At 71.5% G+C, this 18,230-nt stretch carries 18 protein-coding genes; 6 read left to right on the top strand and 12 right to left on the bottom strand.

The features are described 5' to 3' along the window. Genes cobN through CCS01_RS13905 form a run of 3 tightly spaced genes read left to right on the top strand, consistent with a single transcriptional unit; the run spans position 1 to position 5,092 of the window. Entirely contained in the window at positions 1–3,543 is a 3,543-nt protein-coding gene (cobN, locus tag CCS01_RS13915) for a cobaltochelatase subunit CobN (protein WP_104519411.1), read from the top strand. Then, a complete protein-coding gene (gene cobM, locus CCS01_RS13910) occupies positions 3,543–4,307 on the top strand; it encodes a precorrin-4 C(11)-methyltransferase (protein WP_104519410.1) in 765 nt (254 codons plus the stop codon). The genes cobN and cobM overlap by 1 nt, the downstream gene beginning before the upstream one ends. 20 nt (positions 4,308–4,327) lie before the next feature. Then, a complete protein-coding gene (locus tag CCS01_RS13905; RefSeq protein WP_104519409.1) occupies positions 4,328–5,092 on the top strand; it encodes a precorrin-2 C(20)-methyltransferase in 765 nt (254 codons plus the stop codon). Positions 5,093–5,168: 76 nt separating this feature from the next. Here the strand turns inward: CCS01_RS13905 and CCS01_RS13900 are convergent, their stop codons facing one another. The 8 genes from CCS01_RS13900 to CCS01_RS13865 all read right to left on the bottom strand — a co-directional run bounded on the left by CCS01_RS13900 (position 5,169) and on the right by CCS01_RS13865 (position 12,061). Next, the gene (locus tag CCS01_RS13900) at positions 5,169–5,762 is read right to left on the bottom strand and encodes a trimeric intracellular cation channel family protein (RefSeq protein WP_275112916.1); all 594 of its coding nucleotides are present in this window, start codon (positions 5,760–5,762) and stop codon (positions 5,169–5,171) included. Positions 5,763–5,806: 44 nt separating this feature from the next. After that, the gene (locus tag CCS01_RS13895; protein ID WP_204848265.1) at positions 5,807–7,096 is read right to left on the bottom strand and encodes an amidohydrolase; all 1,290 of its coding nucleotides are present in this window, start codon (positions 7,094–7,096) and stop codon (positions 5,807–5,809) included. Positions 7,097–7,507: 411 nt separating this feature from the next. Further along, positions 7,508–8,278 (bottom strand): precorrin-6A synthase (deacetylating), encoded by a 771-nt coding sequence (cobF, locus tag CCS01_RS13890; protein WP_104519408.1) that lies wholly within the window; start codon positions 8,276–8,278, stop codon positions 7,508–7,510. Further along, positions 8,275–8,823 carry an alpha-ribazole phosphatase family protein gene (gene cobC / locus CCS01_RS13885; RefSeq protein WP_104519407.1) on the bottom strand — a complete coding sequence of 183 codons (549 nt, stop codon included), beginning with the start codon at positions 8,821–8,823 and terminating at the stop codon, positions 8,275–8,277. Before cobC ends, cobF begins: the two co-directional genes overlap by 4 nt. Next, positions 8,820–9,575: an adenosylcobinamide-GDP ribazoletransferase gene (gene cobS, locus CCS01_RS13880; RefSeq protein WP_104519406.1), complete on the bottom strand. Its 756-nt coding sequence runs from the start codon at positions 9,573–9,575 to the stop codon at positions 8,820–8,822. Before cobS ends, cobC begins: the two co-directional genes overlap by 4 nt. Then, positions 9,575–10,633, bottom strand: a complete 1,059-nt coding sequence (cobT, locus tag CCS01_RS13875) for a nicotinate-nucleotide--dimethylbenzimidazole phosphoribosyltransferase (protein ID WP_104519405.1) — start codon at positions 10,631–10,633, stop codon at positions 9,575–9,577. Before cobT ends, cobS begins: the two co-directional genes overlap by 1 nt. Before the next feature lie 33 nt (positions 10,634–10,666). After that, a complete protein-coding gene (gene cobJ, locus CCS01_RS13870; RefSeq protein ID WP_104519404.1) occupies positions 10,667–11,434 on the bottom strand; it encodes a precorrin-3B C(17)-methyltransferase in 768 nt (255 codons plus the stop codon). Further along, entirely contained in the window at positions 11,435–12,061 is a 627-nt protein-coding gene (locus CCS01_RS13865) for a precorrin-8X methylmutase (RefSeq protein WP_104519403.1), read from the bottom strand. A gap of 128 nt (positions 12,062–12,189) precedes the next feature. Here CCS01_RS13865 and cbiE point away from each other — a divergent pair, with 128 nt between their 5' ends. From cbiE to CCS01_RS13850, 3 genes are all read left to right on the top strand, one after another. Next, positions 12,190–13,407, top strand: coding sequence for a precorrin-6y C5,15-methyltransferase (decarboxylating) subunit CbiE (cbiE, locus tag CCS01_RS13860; RefSeq protein ID WP_456307602.1), 1,218 nt, complete (start codon positions 12,190–12,192; stop codon positions 13,405–13,407). Between the two features lie 163 nt (positions 13,408–13,570). After that, positions 13,571–14,140: a Uma2 family endonuclease gene (locus tag CCS01_RS13855; protein ID WP_104519402.1), complete on the top strand. Its 570-nt coding sequence runs from the start codon at positions 13,571–13,573 to the stop codon at positions 14,138–14,140. 111 nt (positions 14,141–14,251) lie between these two features. Continuing rightward, complete coding sequence (locus CCS01_RS13850) at positions 14,252–15,358, top strand: enolase C-terminal domain-like protein (RefSeq protein ID WP_104519401.1); 1,107 nt, start codon at positions 14,252–14,254, stop codon at positions 15,356–15,358. 267 nt (positions 15,359–15,625) lie between these two features. Here the strand turns inward: CCS01_RS13850 and CCS01_RS13845 are convergent, their stop codons facing one another. From CCS01_RS13845 to CCS01_RS13830, 4 genes are read right to left on the bottom strand one after another with little or no spacing between them, the layout of a single operon-like run. Beyond that, complete coding sequence (locus tag CCS01_RS13845) at positions 15,626–15,931, bottom strand: hypothetical protein (RefSeq protein WP_146101746.1); 306 nt, start codon at positions 15,929–15,931, stop codon at positions 15,626–15,628. A 53-nt stretch (positions 15,932–15,984) separates the two neighbouring features. After that, positions 15,985–16,389 carry a DUF6481 family protein gene (locus tag CCS01_RS13840; protein WP_104519399.1) on the bottom strand — a complete coding sequence of 135 codons (405 nt, stop codon included), beginning with the start codon at positions 16,387–16,389 and terminating at the stop codon, positions 15,985–15,987. A 54-nt stretch (positions 16,390–16,443) separates the two neighbouring features. Next, positions 16,444–17,373 carry an LLM class flavin-dependent oxidoreductase gene (locus CCS01_RS13835; RefSeq protein WP_104519398.1) on the bottom strand — a complete coding sequence of 310 codons (930 nt, stop codon included), beginning with the start codon at positions 17,371–17,373 and terminating at the stop codon, positions 16,444–16,446. Continuing rightward, positions 17,370–18,224, bottom strand: coding sequence for an LLM class F420-dependent oxidoreductase (locus CCS01_RS13830; RefSeq protein ID WP_104519397.1), 855 nt, complete (start codon positions 18,222–18,224; stop codon positions 17,370–17,372). The genes CCS01_RS13835 and CCS01_RS13830 overlap by 4 nt, the downstream gene beginning before the upstream one ends. Between the last annotated feature and the right edge of the window lie 6 nt (positions 18,225–18,230).

Genomic DNA, 18,230 nt, shown 5'->3' with positions numbered 1-18,230 from the left:
ATGCATCTTCTGGTCCAGGACGGCCGGACGCTCGACGACGAGCAGCGCGCGGAGGATCTCGGCCAGACTCCGGCCGATATCGTGCTGCTGTCGTTCGCCGACAGCGACCTGGCCGCCGCCGCCGCGGTGTGGGAGGCGCTGGGCGACGGGCGGCCGTCGCTGCGGCTGGCCAGCCTCGGGCGGCTGCGGCATCCGATGTCGGTGGACCTGTATGTCGAGCAGGTGGTGGCGCGGGCACGCTGTGTGCTCGTCCGCCTGCTCGGCGGGCTGGACTACTGGACCTACGGTGCCGAGGAAGTGGCGGCGCACTGCCGGCGCCTGGGCATCGCGCTGGCGATCGTACCGGGCGACGCGCGCGACGACCCGCGGCTGGCGGCGCTGTCCACGGTGCCGGAGGCGGCGCTGCGGCAGATGGATGCCTATCTGCGGCACGGCGGCCCGGACAACCTGGCGCAGGCGCTGCGGCTGGCGGCGCGGCTGGGCGGGCTGGATGCCCCCTGCCCCGCGCCGCCCGTGCCGGTGCCCGATGCCGGCGAGCATGCCCTGCCGGTGCCGGCGACGGGCGAGGCCGGGCTGGCGGTGATCGTGTTCTACCGCGCGCATCTGCTGGCCGGCGACATCGCGCCGGTGGAGACGCTGGCCGCCGCCCTGGCCGATCGCGGATTCGGCGTGCGGGCGGTGTATGTATCCAGCCTCAAGGACCCGGACGTGGGCGCGTTCGTCGCGGCGCGGCTGCGGGACTGGGCGCCGGCAGTGGTGCTGAACGCGACCGCTTTCAGCGCGGCGCAGGGCGATGCCGGCTCGCCGCTGGATGCCGCCGGCGTGCCGGTGCTGCAGGTGCTGCTGTCGGGCGCGGCGCGCGAGGCCTGGGCGGAGTCCAGCCGCGGCCTGTCTCAGGCGGACCTGGCCATGCAGGTGGTGCTGCCGGAACTGGACGGGCGGCTGCTGACGACGGCGATCGCGTTCAAGCAGCAGGCGGCGCCGGAGCCGATGCTGGAATTCGCCCGCACCCGGCATTGCGCCGATGAGGCAGGCGTTGCCCTGGCGGCGGACCGGGCGCTGGGCTGGGCGCGGCTGGCGGCGACGCCGCGCGGTGGGCGGCGGGTGGCGGTGGTGCTGTCGGATTACCCCGGTGCCGCCGGCGAGGGCGGACAGGTCGGGCACGCCGTCGGCCTGGACAGCTTCGCCAGCCTCGATGCCATCCTGTCGCTGCTGGCCGGACAGGGCTACGACACCGGCGGTGCCTCGCCCGGCGCGGCCGCGCTGACCCGGATGCTGACCGAGGCGCCACCGGCCCCTTTGCTGACCGTCGCGGACTACCGGGATGTCTTCACCACCCTGCCGGCGGCGCTGCGGCAGGACATCCTGGCGTGCTGGGGCGAGCCGGAAGCCGATGCGGCGGTGCAGGACGGACAGTTCGTGCTCCGCCACGTGCGCCGGGGCGGCTTCGTGCTGGCGGTGCAGCCCGAACGCGGCCGCGCCGAGGAGCGCCGCGCGACCTATCACGATCCGGTCCAGCCGCCGCGGCATGCCTATGTCGCGTTCTACCTGTGGCTGCGGATGCGGCTTGACGCGCATGCGCTGCTGCATCTCGGCACCCACGGCACGCTGGAGTGGCTGCCGGGCAAGGCGGTGGCGCTGTCGGAGGCCTGCACGCCGGCGGCGCTGTGCCGCGGGCTGCCGGTGGTCTATCCGTTCATCGTCAACAACCCCGGCGAGGCCGCCGCGGCCAAGCGCCGGCTGGGCGCCGTCACCATCGGCCACCTGACCCCGCCGCTGAAGCGCGCCGGCAGCCATGGCGGCGCCATCGAACTGGAGCGGCTGATCGACGAATACGCCGTCGCCGATGGCCTGGACCGCCGCCGCGCCACGCTGTTGCGGCGGGAGGTGCTGGACCGTGCCGCGTCGCTGGGCCTGCTGGCGGAGAGCGGTGTGGCGCCGGATGCGCCGGAGGACGAGGCGCTGGCGCGGCTGGATGCCTACCTGTGCGACGTGAAGGAACTGCAGATCCGCGACGGGCTGCATGTGTTCGGGCAGGCGCCGGGTGCGGACAGCCGCGCGGCGCTGGTGGCGGCGCTGCGCCGGGCGTGCGGGGACGTCGGGCGGCGAGCCCCAGCCCCATCGTCATGGCCGGGCGTGTCCCGGTCATCTGCGCTTCAGCGGCGGGCGGTGGATGGCCAGGACACGCCCGGCCATGACGATGGGGCGGAGAGGGCCGAGGGGGCGCTCCTGCCGCCTGCCGATGCGCACCGCCACGACGCCAACCCGACGTTCGCCCGGATCGAAGCTGCCCTCGACCGCTGCGCTCCTTCCGAAGCCGCCGCCCTGTGCGCCGCGCTCGACGGCCGCTGGGTCGCCCCCGGCCCGGCCGGCGCGCCGACGCGCGGGCGGGCCGACGTGCTGCCGACCGGGCGCAACCTGTTCACCGTCGATCCGCGCACCATCCCGACCCGCTCCGCCGTCGCGCTGGCCGAGCGGGCGGCCGACGACCTGCTGCGCCGGCACCTGCAGGACCATGGCGACTGGCCGCGGTCGCTGGTGCTGGACCTGTGGGGCAGCGCAAGCCTGCGCACCGGCGGCGAGGATCTTGCCCTCGCCCTGGTGCTGCTGGGCGTGCGGCCGACATGGGACGATTCATCGGCCCGCGTCACCGGCGTCACCGTGCTGCCGCTGGCGGTGCTCGACCGCCCCCGGGTGGACGTGACGCTGCGCATCTCCGGCCTGTTCCGCGACATGTTCGAGCAGCAAATCCTGCTGTTCGACTCCGCCGTCCGCCTGGTGGCGGAACGCGACGAGGCGCCGGACTGGAACCGCCTGGCCGCCACGGCACGCGGCCTGGACGCCGAGGCGTTTCGCCGCGCCACCGCCCGGATCTACGGCAGCGCGCCCGGCGACTACGGCGCCGGCGTGGACGCGGCGCTGGCCGCCGGCACCTGGCGCGACCGCGCCGCGCTTGGCGCCGCTTACCTGGCCGGCTCGGCCCATGCCTACGGCAGCGGGCTGGACTGCGGCGCCGATTTTTCAGCGCGCGTCGCCGCCGCGGATGCCTTCGTTCACCCCCAGGACCATCGCGAGACCGACCTGCTGGACGGCGGCGAACATGCCGCGCACGAGGGCGGCTTCGCGGCGGCGGCGGACGCGCTGGGGCAGCTTCCGGCGCTGTACCACCTGGACACCTCGCAGCCCGAGGCTCCCCACACTCGCACGCTGATCGAGGAAGTCGCGCTGGTGACCCGCGGCCGCGCCGCCAATCCGGCCTGGATCGCCGGCATGATGCGGCACGGCTACCGCGGCGGCGCCGAGATCGCCCGCGCCGTCGACGGGCTGTTCGCCTTCGCCGCCACCCTGCCACAGCGGCTGGACCGCCCGTTCGACCTGCTGTTCGACGCCACGCTGGGCAACCCCGAGGTGGATGACTTCCTGCGCGCCGCGAATCCGCAGGCCCGCGCGGCAATGCAGGCGCGGCTGCGCGAAGCCCTGCGCCGCGACCTCTGGCGCCCCCGCCGCAACGCGGTGATCGGCCTTCTGTCTGGAGACGAGTGATGACCGTGCATTTCATCGGCGCCGGCCCGGGCGCCGCGGACCTGATCACCCTGCGCGGGCGGGATTTGCTGGCGCGCTGCCCGGTGTGCCTGATCGCCGGCTCGATCGTGCCGGAGGACCTGTTGTCGCACTGCCCGCCCGGCGCCCGCATCGTCAACACCGCGCCGCTGTCGCTGGATGAGATCGAGGCGGAATACGTCAAGGCGCATGAAGCGGGCGAGGACGTCGCGCGGCTGCACTCCGGCGACCTGTCGGTGTACAGCGCGGTGGCCGAGCAGGTCCGGCGGCTGCGGCGGCTTGGCATTCCGTATACGCTGACCCCCGGCGTCCCCGCCTTCGCCGCCGCCGCCGCGGTGCTCGGGCAGGAGCTGACGGTGCCGGAGGTGGCGCAGAGCCTGGTGCTGACCCGCGTCTCCGGCCGCGCCTCGGCAATGCCGCCAACGGAGACTCTGTCGGCGTTCGGCGCCACCGGCGCGACGCTGGCGATCCACCTGGCGATCCACGCGCTGGACCGCATCGTCGCCGAACTGACGCCACTGTATGGCGCGGACTGTCCGGTGGCGGTGGTGGAACGGGCAAGCTGGTCCGACCAGCGCGTGGTGCGCGGCACGCTGTCCTCCATAGCCGCCCAGCTTGCCGCGGCACCGATCGAGCGTACCGCGCTGGTGCTGGTCGGGCGTGCGTTGGAGGCCGACGCTTTCCGCGAAAGCGCCCTGTATGATCCCGACTACCGCCGCCGCTTCCGCCCGGAGCGCGGCCAGTGATATCGCCCGCAGCAGGTCCCATGAACGACACACCGAATTTCTCCGCGCGCCACACCGGCCGCCTGCTTGGCCTCGGCGTCGGCCCGGGCGATCCTGAGCTGATCACCCTGAAGGCGCTGCGCCTGCTGCAGGAGGCACCGGTGGTCGCCTATCCGGTGGCGAAAGGCCGCGCCAGCAATGCGCTGGGCATCGTCGAGGGCTACCTGCGCCCGGAACAGGTCCGGCTGCCGCTGGTCTATCCGGTGACCACCGAGAAGCTTCCGCCGCCGTTCTGCTACGAGACCGCGCTGCGGGACTTCTATGACGACTCCTGCGTGGCGGTGGCCAGGCACCTGGACGCCGGCCGCGACGTCGCCGCGATCTGCGAGGGCGATCCGCTGTTCTACGGCTCGTATATGTACCTGCATGACCGCCTGGCCGGCCGCTACGAAACGATCGTGGTGCCGGGCGTCTGCTCGGTGGTGGCCTGCGCCGCGGCGGCGTCCACGCCGCTGATGTACCGCAACCAGACGCTGACGGTGCTGTCCGGCGTGCTGCCGGCCGAAGATCTGGCCCGGCACCTGGCGCGGACCGAGGCGGCGGCGATCATGAAGCTGGGCGGCAATTTCCCCAAGGTATGCGGCGTGCTGCGGGAACTCGGGATGACCGGCCGGGCGATCTACGTCGAGCGCGGCACTATGGCCCGCCAGCGCGTGCTACCGTTGGCCGAGGTCGATCCGGCCAGCGTGCCGTACTTCGCGATGATCCTGGTACCGGGGACGCGCTGGGTGGGAGAGGCGGCATAGAATTGTTCCTGCTTCGTCATGGGAGCCGGCCAGGACGCGCCGGCGCCAATCCCGTCATGGTTGCGAGGACGGTGGCTCATTGCCCGGCTTTTTCGAAGCGGGCGCCGGGCAGCTTCCAGCCTCGATAGAGTGCCATCAGGCGCAGGAACACGCAGAGTACGATCCCGGCCGGCGCGACGACAGCCGGCGGCAGCCCGGCCTGGCTGCCTGCGACCACCACCAACGCGCCCGCCAGCGCGGCGACGGCATAGATATCTGAGCGCAGGACAGTCGGCACCTGTGCCGTCAGGACGTCGCGCACCATGCCGCCGCCGATGCCGCTGACCATGCCCAGGATGGCCGCCATCGGCAGATTGATCCCGTACTCCAGGGCTTTCTGGGTCCCGGCCACGGCGAACACCCCAAGCCCGGCCGCATCGAAGAACAGCACCGGGTGCTGCAGCCGGTCGAGCAGCCTGTGGAAGCGAAAGACCAGCAGCCCGGCCACGACGGCCAGCGCCAGATTGTGCCAACTCGCGATGGAGTCAGGCGGGATGGCGCCGATGAGCATATCCCGCGTGATGCCGCCCACCACGGCGGTGACGAAGGCGAGCACCAGCACGCCGAACAGGTCCATGCCGCGCTGCACGCCCAGCGCCGCGCCGCTGATCGCGAAGACGAACGCGCCGATGAGATCGAGTATCCTGACCAGCAGGATTGCCGGTTCGATGGCGCTCAGGGCTTTTCCTCCCCGGCGGCCAGCCAGGCACCCGCGGCGGCAAGCATCGCCTCGACGCCGGTGCGCAGGGTGGGGTGGATCACCGGCGCGAAGTCCGGCGCGTGATTGACCGGAATCTCATCCAGCTTGCCGGCCTGCTCGGCCGCCTTGAATTTCTCCGGATCGGTGCCGCCGACGACCCAGAACACCGCGGGCACGTCCCAGGCAGCGCCGAACAGGCCGAAGTCCTCGCTTGCCGTGGCAGGCTCGATCTCGAGCACCTGGTCCGTGCCGAAATGACGCGCCAGGGCCGCCACGACCTTGCGCGTGGCAGCCTCGTCGTTGCGGGTCACCGGGTATTCGCTCAGCACGGAAAACTCCGGCGGCTTCGGCGCGCCCGATGCCGTGGCCTCCGCCTCCAGGATGCGCCGGGTCGCGGCCAGCACCCGGCTGCGCACCTGGTCCTTAAAGGTGCGGATATTGAGCCGGAGCAGGGCCCGGTCCGGAATGACATTCTCGCTCATGCCCGCCCGGAGGGTGCCGACCGTGACCACGGCGCTGTCGGTCATGGCCACTTCGCGCGACACCACCGTCTGCAGGCGCATGACGGCGGAGGCAGCCATCACCACGGGGTCGATGCTCTTCTGCGGCATCGACCCGTGGGCGCCGCGGCCGAACAGCGTCACCTCCCAGCTGTCGCCGGCCGAGAGCATGGTGCCGATGCGCCAGCCGATGAGGCCGGCGCTGAGTGGCATGACGTGCTGGCCCAATGTCACGTCCGGCTTCGGGAAGCGCCTGACCATGCCGTCCTCGATCATGGCGCGCGCGCCCTGGGCGGTTTCCTCCCCGGGCTGGAACACCGCCATCACCGTGCCGTGCCAGCGGTCGCGGTTCTCGGCCAGGATGCGTGTCGCCCCCATCAGCCAGACGACATGCATGTCGTGGCCGCAGGAATGCGCGATCGCGGTGGACTGGCTGAAACGGTCGGTGCCGGTTGCCTTGCTGGCAAAGGGCAGGCCTGTGCTCTCCGCGATCGGCAGCGCATCCATGTCGGCACGCAGCAGCACCGTGGCGCCATCGCCGTTGCGCAACAGCCCGACGACGCCGGTGCCGCCGACGCCTTCGGTGACGTCGTAGCCATGCGTCCGCAGCCAGGCGGCGGCGATGCCCGCCGTGCGGCGCTCCTGCATCGACAGCTCGGGATGGGCGTGAATATCCTTGTAGGCTGCCTCCAGCTCGGTGAGGAGATCCTGGGATGGGCCGGGCATGGTGCCGTGTTCCGGCGTCTGGGTGCTGTTGTTCTTCATGATCGCCTCCCTTCGTGTTCCAGCGGGCTTCATGGGCTGCCTGAAGGCGGAGTCACGGGCTCGCACCGGCGCTCGGTCCGTTCCTCCCGGATCAGTTCCAGAATTTCTCCGGCGAGCCGCAGCGCCGCCTCGGCCGGGAGCGCATCAGGATGCTCAACGAGCGCCAGGAGTTGGAGCACATGGGCGCGACCCGCCGAGGATCTGCGTTCCACATTGGCCATGCATAGCAGACACAATTCCTGCCTCCCTCATCGAGAACATCGCTCTCAGATGGAGGATGGCCTCGACGAGGCGCAGGTCCTAATAAACTCGTGCTGTTTCCCTTCAGCCGTTAATGGTCACCCATGATCCCATGTGCCGAGCCGCGGGCAGAGGGCATGACCAGGTCGATTACCGGCTGAGGTTTTCCCATCACCCCCCGGCCCGCCGCCGCTTCAGCAGGTAGATGTCCAAAATCCACCCGTGACGCTGCTTCTGCTCGGCGACCAGTTCGGCGATCCGCCCGCGCACCTCGCGCAGCGGCCCGGAGACCAGCACCTCATTCTCCGTGCCCAGGTAGGCGCCCCAGTGGATATCCAGGTCGTCCCCGTCGATCCGCTCGAACGCGGCGTTCGAGTCCAGCATCACCACTGCGCTGGAGTGGCCGTCGACACTGCCGGCCTGCATCCGGCGGGCGGTGGTGATCAGCACGTCCTCGCCGATTTCGTTCAGCGGCACCTGGTGGCGGGCGGTCAGCAACTGGGCGCTGGTGATGCCGGGGATCACCTCGAACCTCAGTGCCGGCAGATGCTCGCGGCGGATGCGATGCAGGATGGCGATGTTGCTGTCGTACAGCGCCGGATCGCCCCAGACCAGGATGCCGCCGATCTCGCCGTGCCGCAGCGAGTCGCGGATCATGCCGGCGATCAGCGCGGTCTTGCGTTGGTGCCAGTCGGCCACGACGTCCAGGTAGTCCTCGCCGGCCGGCCGCCGCCCGGGGCTGGGCGCGGTCACGATCCGGAAGGTGCCGGGCTCGCAGTAGGTATCCAGGATCTGCCGCCGCGCCTCGCTCAGCGCCTCCTTGCCGCGGCCGTCCTTCTCCAGGATGAAGACGACATCCAGCTTCCGCAGCGCCGCGATGGCCTGCATGGTGAGGTATTCGGGGCCGCCGGGGCCCATGCCAATCAGGTAGATCATGCTCATGGCGCGAGGCTCTCCGATACGGCGTGGATGCTGCCGTGCGGCACGGCGATGCTGAAGGCGTCGGCATAGCCCAGGCCGCGGCGCGGGGCGAGCAAGGCGCGGATGATGCCGGCGTGCGTCACCGCCAGCACCGTGCCGTCCGCGTGCCGGCGGGCGACGTCGGCGACGAAGTCCTCGGCGCGGGCGATCAGGTCCTTGAAGGATTCGCCGCCGGGCGGGCGGGCGTGGACGAAATCCGCGCACCAGCCATCCAGCGCCGCGCGCGGCAGGTCGTCCCAGGCGTGGCCGTCCCAGTCGCCGAAATCGACCTCGCCCAGGCGGGGATCGAGGGTCACCGGCGCGTCGAGCGTCTCGGCCAGCAGGCGGCAGCGCAGCGCGGGACTGGCGTACAGCGTCCAGGGTTGGGGCGCCAAGGTGGTGTGCAGGGCGGCGCGTACGGCGGCGGCCTCGGCGGCGAAGCTGGCGGCCAGAGGGACCTCGGTGCGGCCGTAGCACAGGCCGCCGGCGCCCATCACCGCGGTGTGCCGGATCAGCAGCAGGGTCATAGGGTGGCCAGCGCGGCCAGCAGGATGGCGATCTCGGCGACCTGCTGCGTTGCGCCCAGGCAGTCGCCGGTGTAGCCGCCCAGGCGGCGGCGGAACCACAGGGCGCAGCCGGCCCACGCCGCCACCGTCACCGCCAGGCAGGCCACCCGCGTGCCGAGTGGCAGCAGCAGCAGCGGCGCCAACGCCACCACCGCCCCAGCCGCCAGCCGCGCGCCGGAGACCCCGGTCATGCGCTGCGCCGGCCGCCCGTCGCTGCGGGCATAGGGCAAGGTCGCGGTGATCCCCAGCGCCGCGCCGCGGCTCAGCGCGTGCGCGGCGATCACCACCGCCGGCAGCAGCCCCGCCGGCAGCGCCGCCATCGCCTGCCATTTCAGTCCGAGCAGCATGACGACGCCGACGGCGCCGTAAGCCCCGACACGGGAGTCGCGCATGATCTCCAGCACGCGCTCGCGGGTCCGGCCGCCGCCGAAGCCGTCGCAGACGTCGGCGAAGCCGTCCTCGTGCATCGCGCCGGTGAACAGCATGCCCGCCGCCAGCGCCAGCCCCACGGCGACGCCGCCCGGCAGAACGCGCGCGGCCAGCCACCACACAGCCGCCACCAGGGCGCCGACGCCGACGCCAATCAGCGGCCACCAGCCGGTGGCGCGGCTCTCGTCCTCGGGCCGCAGCACCGGCAGCGAGGGCAGCGGCAGGCGGGTGAAGAACATCGCCGCCGCCCACACGGCACGCCCCTCGCGGGCGGCGAACGCCATCACGGGGCGGTCCGCTGGCTGACCGCGGCGGATTCGAACGTTGCCATCTCGGCCAGGAAGCCGGCCGAGGCGGCGATCAGCGGCCAGGCCAGCGCCGCGCCGGTCGCCTCGCCCAGCCGCAGGCCGAGGTCGAGCAGCGGCTTGCCGCCCAGCGCCTGCAGGGCGTGGTGGTGCGAGCGGTCGCCGGAGGCGTGCGCGAACAGCATATAGCCGGTCACCGCCGGGTCGATCCGCGCCGCCACCAGCGCGGCGGCGGTGGAGATCAGCCCGTCCACCACGATCAGCATGCGCCGCGACGCCGCCTCCAGCATGGCGCCGGTCATCATGGCGATCTCGCAGCCGCCGAACGCGGCCAGCGCGGCCAGCGGGTCATGCACGTCCGGACGGCGCTGCTGCACCTTCGCCAGCACCGCCTTCTTGTGCGCCAGGCCGGGGCCGACATGGCCGGCGCCGATGCCGATGCATTCATCCAGCGGCGCGGGCGCCAGCGCGCTGGTCAGCAGCGCGGCCGACGAGGTGTTGCCGATGCCCATCTCGCCGGGGAGGATGGCGTTGCAGCCGCTCGCGGCAACGCCGGCGACGACCTCGGCGCCGCGCGAGAGGCACAGCGCGACCTCGGCATCGGTCATCGCATCCTCGTGCAGGGCGTTGCGGGTGCCATAGCGGACCTTGCGCACCAGCAGATCGGGATGCGGCCGCAGGTCGACGGCGACGCCGGCATCGACCACGACGATCGCCAGGTTGGCCGCGCGGGCGAAGACGTTGATCCCGGCGCCGCCGGCCAGGTAGTTCGCCACCATCTGCGGCGTCACCTCGGGCGGGAACGGGCTGACGCCCTCGGCCGCCAGGCCGTGGTCACCGGCGAACACCACCACCGTCGGCTTGCGCAGTTCCGGATGGGTGGTGTCCTGCATCAGGCCGAGCTGCAGCGCAATCTCCTCCAGCCGCCCGAGCGAGCCCGGCGGCTTGGTCTTGAAGTCGATGCGCGCCTGCAGCTCCGCGGCGCGGTGCTGCGCCAGCGGCGGAATGGCGGGCGGGGTCCAGGGACGATCGGTCATGGAGGTTCCATCATTATAGTGAGAATGAACGGATCAGCGTTCGGGATAGCGGCGCGGCGTATAGACCCACGCGCCATGGCCGGAACGCGGCAACACCCGCGTTTCCGAGGAGCCGACGATCACCACGGTACGCATATCGACCATCGCGGCGGTGACCGCGCCCAGCGTGGTGACGGTCAGCGTCTCGCCAGGGCGGCCGATGTCGCGGCCGAGCACCACCGGCGTCGCCGCGTCGCGGTGGCGGCGCAGCAGCGACAGGGCGCTGTCGAGCTGCCACGGCCGCGCGCGGGACACCGGGTTGTACAGCGCCAGCACGAAGTCGGCCCCGGCCGCGGCATCCAGCCGCCGCTCGATCACCGCCCAGGGCTTGAGGTTGTCGGACAGCGAGATGGTGCAGAAATCGTGCCCCAGCGGTGCCCCGGCCCGCGCCGCCGCCGCCTGCGCCGCGGAGATGCCGGGCAGCACCACGAGATCCACCGCGTGCCAGGCCGGGTCATCCGACTGCTCCAGCGCCTCGAGCACCGCCGCCGCCATGGCGAACACGCCGGGATCGCCGGACGACACCACCGCGACATGCCGGCCGGACGCGGCCAGGGCGAAGGCGTGGCGGGCGCGGTCGAGTTCCTCGCGGTTGTCGGAGACATGCAGCGTCTGGTCGGGACGGAAGGCGCCGGCGAGCTGCACGTAGGTGGCGTAGCCGACGATGTCCTGCGCGCGGTCGAGCTCGGCGCGGGCGTCCGGCGCCATCAGGCCGGGCGAGCCGGGCCCCAGGCCGACGACCGCGAGGCGTCCGGCGGCCATCTACTCGCGCTCGGCCGCCAGGGCGTTGACCGCGGCGCCGGCCATGGCGCTGCCGCCGCGCCGGCCGCGCACGATGACGAACGGGACGCCGCGGCTGTTGGCCGCCAGGGCCTCCTTCGACTCGGCGGCGCCGACAAAGCCGACCGGGAAGCCCAGGATCAGGGCGGGTTTGGGGGCGCCGGCGTCGAGCAGTTCCAGCAGGCGGAACAGCGCCGTGGGAGCGTTGCCGACGGCCACGACCGCGCCGGCCAGCACCGGCTGCCACAGGTCGACCGCGGCGGCCGAGCGGGTGGTGCCAAGCTGCCGCGCCAGGTCGGGCACCGCGGGGGCGTCCAGCGTGACGATGGTGCGGTTCGCCGCCGGCAGCCGCGCCCGGGTGATCCCCGACTCGACCATCCGGCAATCGCACAGGATCGGCGCTCCGGCCGCCAGCGCCGCGCGCCCGGCGGTGCCGGCGCCGGGAGAGAATCGCAGGTCGTCGATCACGTCCGGCATGCCGCAGGCGTGCGCCACGCGCACCGCCAGCTTCTCCAGGTCCGGCGGAATGCGGGACAAATCGGCCTCGGCGCGGATGATGGCGAAGGACCGCGCGTAGATGTCGGCCGCGTCGCGCCGATAGTCGAGCATGAAGCATCCCCCCGGGGAAGTTGAGGCGGAACGGAAAGTCGCGGGCGTCGTACCGAACCGGGCGGCAATGAACAAGCTGTTTTGCCGATGGCAGCCCTGCCCTATGAACGCCCGGCGGATTTGCGGGCATGGGGCGGCGGATGACGGCGTGGCTGACGGTGGTGGGCATCGGCGAGGACGGGCTGGACGGGCTCGGCGCCGCCGCGCGGCAGGCGATCGCGGACGCCTGCGTACTGGTGGGCGGCGAGCGGCACCTGGCGCTGGTGCCGGCGGTGGTGAGCCAGCAGCGTCACCCCTGGCCGCGCCCGTTCGACGCCGGCTGCGTGCTGGCCTGGCGCGGCATGCCGGTGTGCGTGTTGGCCAGCGGCGACCCGATGCTGTTCGGCGTCGGCGCGACGCTGGCGCGGCTGGTGCCGGCGGCGGAGATGCGGGTGCTGCCGGCGCCCTCGGCCTTCGCCCTGGCGGCGGCGCGACTGGGCTGGGCGCTGCAGGATACCGCGCTGCTGAGCGTGACCGGGCGGCCGGTGGCGGCGGTGCTGCGGCATGTGCATGAGGGCGCCCGGCTGCTGGTGCTGTCGGCTGATGGCAGCAGCCCGGCGGCGCTGGCGCAGGCGCTGGCCGGGCACGGCTTCGGCGCCAGCCGGATCGAGGTGCTGGAACATATGGGCGGGCCGCAGGAAGCGCGGCGCAGCGGCACCGCCGCCGGCTGGGACGTGCCGCGCTGCGCCGAGCTGAACGTGGTTGCCGTCGAATGCGCGGCCGATGCGGACCATCGCGGCTGGTCCGGGCTGGCCGGCCTGCCGGACGAGGCGTTCCAGCACGATGGGCAACTGACCAAGCGCGACATGCGGGCGGTGACGCTGGCGCACCTGGCGCCGCTGCCCGGTGAGTTGCTGTGGGATATCGGCGCCGGCAGCGGCTCCATCGGCATCGAGTGGATGCGCAGCCACCCGGCCTGCCGCGCCATCGCCATCGAGGCGCATGAGGGGCGGCAGGCGCTGATCGCGCGCAACCGGGACGCGCTGGCCGTACCCGGGCTGCGGATCGTCTCTGGCCGGGCGCCGGCGGCACTGGACGGGCTGGAAACGCCGGATGCGATCTTCATCGGCGGCGGCCTGACCGTGCCCGGCGTGCCGGAACGCTGCTGGGAGGCGCTGCGCCCCGGCGGGCGGCTGGTGGCGAACGCGGTCACGGTGCAGACCGAGGCGATGCTGGCGGACCTGCGCGCCCGGCTGGGCGGCGATCTTGTGCGCCTGTCGGTCGCGCACGCCGAGCCGCTGGGGCGGTTCGACACCTGGCGGACCGCGCTGCCGGTGACGCTGTGGCGGGTGCGCAAGCCGTTGTAGCGGCGGTGAGCTGGCCGGCTGTGACACCGGCGTAGCCGGGTCCGTCAGTGCGTTATCGAAGTCTCGGCTCGGCCCAGCCGATGGTGCCGAGGCCGGCCTTCAACAAGCTATCTGGAGTTCCCCAGGGCCATCGCGCTATAGAGGCTGATCGAGGGATCTCCCGATGAGTAGCACTGCCGAAGACCAGTCTCTCGGCGTCATGTCGCGCAATGCCTATCGCCGCTGGGCCGAGGCCCAGCCACGCGGCCGCTTCGAGCGGATCGACGGCCAGGTCGTCGCCATGGCGCCGGAACGTGCAAGCCACGCTGATCGCAAGGCGCTTGCCTGGCTGGCGCTGCGCCGGGCCGTCGCGGAGGCGAACCTGCCATGCCACGTCTATCCGGATGGAATGACAATCGAGGCCGGTGAAGACGGTGATTATGAACCGGATGCCGTCGTGCATTGCGGCGGTAAGCTGCCCGGCGATGCGGTTGTCGTGCCGGCACCGCTGATCGTTGTCGAAGTGCTCTCGCCCAGTACGCGCGCCAACGACCTGACCCGAAAGCTCGTCGGCTATTTCCAGGTGCCGTCCATCCGCCACTACCTCATCTTCGATGCCGATCGGCCGCGGGTGATTCATTATCGGCGGCGGAATGGCAGCCAGGAATTCGATACACGAATCCTGACCGCGGGTGAGATCCGGTTTGACCCGCCAGGCATGGTGATCACCGTCGAGGACGTTTACGCGACATAGGCACGACGCTGCCGGGCACGCGTCAGGGAAAGAAGCGGGCCGTTCGCGCAAATTTCCCCGTCCCCGCCTTTCATGCCACTCTTCCCCGCCGGCCAACGGGGAGAAAACACCATGAAAATCGACGACGTCACCCTGACGATCTTCGCCTGGGACAATATCCCGGTCACCGTCTATCACCAGGGCGCCACCGCCGCCTCGGGCAGCAATCTCGGCCTGCTGCGGATCCGCACGGACGCTGGCCTGGAAGGCCACGCCTTCCTCGGCTCCGCCAGCAATCCCGCGTCGATGGACGGGCCGCAACTGATCCGCTCGCTGAAGCCGATGCTGATGGGCCAGGACCCGCTGCAGCGCGAGCGCATCCACGCTGGCATGCGGCTGATCAACCGCACGGTCAGCTACCGCACCATCGGCGCCGTCGATACCGCGCTGTGGGACCTCGCCGGCAAGATCGCCGGGCTGCCGGTGCATGCGCTGATGGGGACCTACCGGACCTCGATTCCGGCTTACGCCAGTTCACAGGTGCTGCCCGACGCCGCGGCGTATGTCGACCAGGCGCAGGCATTCAAGGCCAGGGGTTGGACTGCCTATAAGATCCACCCGCCGCGCGACCCCGAGCGCGACATCCGCGTCTGCGAGGCGGTGCGCAAGGCCGTCGGCGACGATTTCCGGCTGATGCTCGATTCCACCTGGTCCTACGACTACACCGATGCCCTGCGCGTCGGCCGCGCCATCGAGGAGATGGGCTACTACTGGTTCGAAGACCCGCTGGCCGACGAGGACATCTACGGCTACGTCAAGCTGCGGCAGAAGCTGGACATCCCGATCATGGCCACCGAATTCCCCGCCGGCGGCCTGGACACCTACCCGATCTGGCTGACCGAGAAAGCCACCGACTACCTGCGCGGCGACATCCCGAACAAGGGCGGCCTGACGACGATGCTCAAGACCGCGCACCTGGCCGAGGCGTTCGGCCTCCGCTACGAGGTGCACCATTCGGGCAACTCGCTGAACAACCTCGCCAACCTGCATCTGTGCATGGCGCTGCGCAACACCACGATGTGGGAGGTGCTGCTGCCGGACGGCGCGCACAAGTACGGCATGGTGAAGGAACTGGAGATCGACGCCGACGGGCTGATGCACGCCCCAACCGCGCCGGGGTTGGGCGGCGAGATCGACTTCGGGCTGGTCGAAAGCAAGACGGAGGCGGTGCTGCGATAGCGGGGACGGCGCGATCGCAAACACAGGCATGGCAACCACAGAGTTGGCGAACCGGCGGCACAACGAGGTGGAACATGGGCGAGAGGCCGTTGCTCCATCGTCATGCCTGGGCGTGTCCCGGCCGTTCACCCCCCAACCGTTGAAGCGCAGATGGCCGGGACACGCCCGGCCATGACGATAGGGAGACGACCTTGCGCCGTGGGAGAGAGAGACGGCCTCGCTCCGTGCGAGAGAGACGACCCCGCTCCGCGGAAGCGCTCCTGCGGGTCAGGCGGCCGACTTCTTACCCTTGGCCGCCTCGTCCGACCGCCGTTGCCACAGCGCCATGTCGGCACTCTTGGCAAACATCACGCGCACGCCGGTCAGGCCCTTGCTGACCCGGATCTTCCCGCCATGGCGGGCCTTGTGCTCCGCCAGCCATTCCTGAAATTCCGGATCCTCGCTGGATCTGCCGGCGAATTCGAGGATGCCGGCGATGTCTTCCTCTTTATGACGCTTGACCACAACTGCCTCCGTTTGCGCCCTGCGGCGCTCCGGTTGAAGGATAAGCGCCTTACATAGTGGCGCGACCATACAAATGCATCTGACGGCGGCCGGGCAGCCGCCGCACGCTGGCTACAATTTGCTTACTTTTTCCGCGCCTTGCGTGCGGCGTAGCGGGCGTCGCGGACGGCCTTGCGGTCCTGCTCCTCCGCCGCCCGGGATTCGGCGGCGCGGCGCTGCTCCTCCCGTTGCTTCTCGGCGCGTTCGGCGGCGAGGCGGGCTTCCTCGGCCGCCTTCACGGCCTTGCGCTCGGCGAGGCGGGCTTCCTCGGCCGCCTTCACGGCCTTGCGCTCGGCGAGGCGGGCGGCGCGGGCCTCGGCGACGGCGGCCAGTTCGGCCTGTTTCTGCTGGAAGACCGGATCGTCGCGCCGGGCGAGGAATTTCTCCAGGGCTGCCTTCCTGGCGGCAGCGGCGGCGTCAATGCGGTCGTCGAAATTGATGCGTGCATGCGGCGGCTTGCCCGCCGAGGATCGTTTGGCGCTTGGCATTGGCGGTCCATACCGCGGCGCCGGGAAGGCGGCAACCGGTTGCACGCGTTCTTGCTAGGCGTGTCGCAGCTTCGCCACTGCATCCAGGTGGCGGTCATGATCGCCGGCGAAGCGCACCACCAGGTGTTCCGCCCCGGCCTGCGCATAGCTGCCCAGCCATTCCGCCATACCGGCCGCCGGACCGGCGTAGCAGGCCTGCCGCCGGCGGATCAGCGCGGCGGGCTGGTCGTAGTAGCGCGCCAGGAAGGCGTCCAGCCGCGCCTCCGCCGCTTCCGGCTCGTCGTCGAGCGACACGGTCAGGTACATCGCACCGCTGACCGAGGCCGGGTCGCGGCCGTGGCTGGCGGCGACCGCGCGCACGTGCTGCAGCCCGGCGGCGAAATCCGGCGCGGCGGGGGCGATCGGGAACCAGCCGTCGAAGTGCTTCCCCGCGCGCTCCAGGCTGGCCGGCAGGTTGCCGCCGATCCACACGGGCGGCCCGCCGGGGCGGGCCGGCGTTGGCGCGACGGTTGCGCCGGCGGTCTGCCAGCGCCCGTCCCAGTCCACCGGCTGCCCGGACCACAGCGCGCGGCACAGGCGCAGCCCCTCGATCATGCGGCCGATGCGGTGCTCGAACGGCACCCCCGCCGCCGCGAACTCCGCCCTGATGTTCGGCCGATCGGCGGCGAAGCCGACGCCGAGGATGAGGTTGCCGCCGCAAAGCTGGTCCAGGGTGGCGACCTGGTGCGCCAGCAGCACCGGGTTGCGCAGCGCCGACAGCAGCACCGCCGTGCCCAGCGTCAGCCCGGGCACCCGGCCCGCCACCGCCGCCAGCAGGGTCAGCGGATCGTGCCGCGGCCGGGCGGTCAGCGAATCGCCGACCCAGACGGAGTCGTAGCCCAGCCCGGCGGCGCGTTGCGCCAGCGCCAGCAGCGTGCCGGTCTCCGGCTGCCCTTCCATGATTCGCTCGCGCGTCGGCAGCAGGTAGCCGAGCTTCACGTTCACAGGCCAAGGTCCCGCTTCACCGCGACCCAGCGGTCGAGGATGGGCAGGATTTTGTCGTCCTGTTCCGCCGGCAGGCTGAACACGACGCGGTCAATGCCGATCTCCTGGCAGAAGCGCAGTTTCGCCAAATCGTCCGGCACGCGGAAAATGGTGATCGGCAGCGACGCCGGATCGCGGCCGGCCTCGGTCGCCATGGCCCGGAACTTCCCGATCACCGTTCCGACCCCGTCATGTTCCAGCCGATCGGCGCGGGGAATCCAGCCGTTGCCGTAACGGATGGCGCGACGGGCGGCGTGCGGGAAGGCGCCACCGACGATCATCGGGGGATAGGGCTTCTGGAACGGCTTGGGCCACTGGTTCATCGGGCCGAATTTGACGAATTCGCCGTCGTAGGATGGCGCGTCCTGCGTCCAGATCGCCTGCATCGCCTCGATGCGTTCCCGCGCGAGCTTGTTGCGGGTGGCGAAGGCGGTGCCGTGGTTCTCGATCTCGTCGCGGTTCCAGCCGTTGCCGACGCCGAACAGGAAGCGGCCGTGCGACAGCTGGTCGATGGACGACACCATCTTCGCCGTTACGATCGGGTCGCGCTGCACGACGAGACAAATGCCAGTGCCGATCATCAGGTTTTTGGTTACGGCAGCGGCGGTGTTGAGCGCCAGGAACGGGTCGTAAATGTCGTAGTAGGGGCGCGGCAGCGGGCCGCCGCCGGGATACTCCGACAGCCGGGTCAGCGGCACATGCGTGTGCTCCGGCACCCACAGGGATTCGAAGCCCCGCTCCTCCAGCGCCCGGCCCAGCGCGGCGGGGTGCATGGAATCGGCGGTGAAGAACATGACGGCGCCAATTTTCATGTGCAA

Source organism: Rhodopila globiformis (assembly GCF_002937115.1).
Lineage (GTDB): Bacteria > Pseudomonadota > Alphaproteobacteria > Acetobacterales > Acetobacteraceae > Rhodopila > Rhodopila globiformis.
Note: the sequence above shows the minus strand (reverse complement) of the source record. Positions and strands in the feature narration are given on the sequence as shown.

Coding starts and splice junctions, on each gene's coding strand:
- cbiE (WP_456307602.1), top strand. CDS start 12,190: ATGGGGCGGCGGATGACGGCGTGGCTGACGGTGGTGGGCATCGGCGAG.
- cobS (WP_104519406.1), bottom strand. CDS start 9,575: ATGGCGTTCGCCGCCCGCGAGGGGCGTGCCGTGTGGGCGGCGGCGATG.
- CCS01_RS13845 (WP_146101746.1), bottom strand. CDS start 15,931: ATGGTCGCGCCACTATGTAAGGCGCTTATCCTTCAACCGGAGCGCCGC.
- CCS01_RS13840 (WP_104519399.1), bottom strand. CDS start 16,389: ATGCCAAGCGCCAAACGATCCTCGGCGGGCAAGCCGCCGCATGCACGC.
- CCS01_RS13895 (WP_204848265.1), bottom strand. CDS start 7,096: ATGAAGAACAACAGCACCCAGACGCCGGAACACGGCACCATGCCCGGC.
- CCS01_RS13855 (WP_104519402.1), top strand. CDS start 13,571: ATGAGTAGCACTGCCGAAGACCAGTCTCTCGGCGTCATGTCGCGCAAT.
- cobM (WP_104519410.1), top strand. CDS start 3,543: ATGACCGTGCATTTCATCGGCGCCGGCCCGGGCGCCGCGGACCTGATC.
- CCS01_RS13865 (WP_104519403.1), bottom strand. CDS start 12,061: ATGCTCGACTATCGGCGCGACGCGGCCGACATCTACGCGCGGTCCTTC.
- CCS01_RS13905 (WP_104519409.1), top strand. CDS start 4,328: ATGAACGACACACCGAATTTCTCCGCGCGCCACACCGGCCGCCTGCTT.
- cobC (WP_104519407.1), bottom strand. CDS start 8,823: ATGACCCTGCTGCTGATCCGGCACACCGCGGTGATGGGCGCCGGCGGC.
- cobN (WP_104519411.1), top strand. CDS start 1: ATGCATCTTCTGGTCCAGGACGGCCGGACGCTCGACGACGAGCAGCGC.
- cobT (WP_104519405.1), bottom strand. CDS start 10,633: ATGACCGATCGTCCCTGGACCCCGCCCGCCATTCCGCCGCTGGCGCAG.
- cobJ (WP_104519404.1), bottom strand. CDS start 11,434: ATGGCCGCCGGACGCCTCGCGGTCGTCGGCCTGGGGCCCGGCTCGCCC.
- cobF (WP_104519408.1), bottom strand. CDS start 8,278: ATGAGCATGATCTACCTGATTGGCATGGGCCCCGGCGGCCCCGAATAC.
- CCS01_RS13850 (WP_104519401.1), top strand. CDS start 14,252: ATGAAAATCGACGACGTCACCCTGACGATCTTCGCCTGGGACAATATC.
- CCS01_RS13830 (WP_104519397.1), bottom strand. CDS start 18,224: ATGAAAATTGGCGCCGTCATGTTCTTCACCGCCGATTCCATGCACCCC.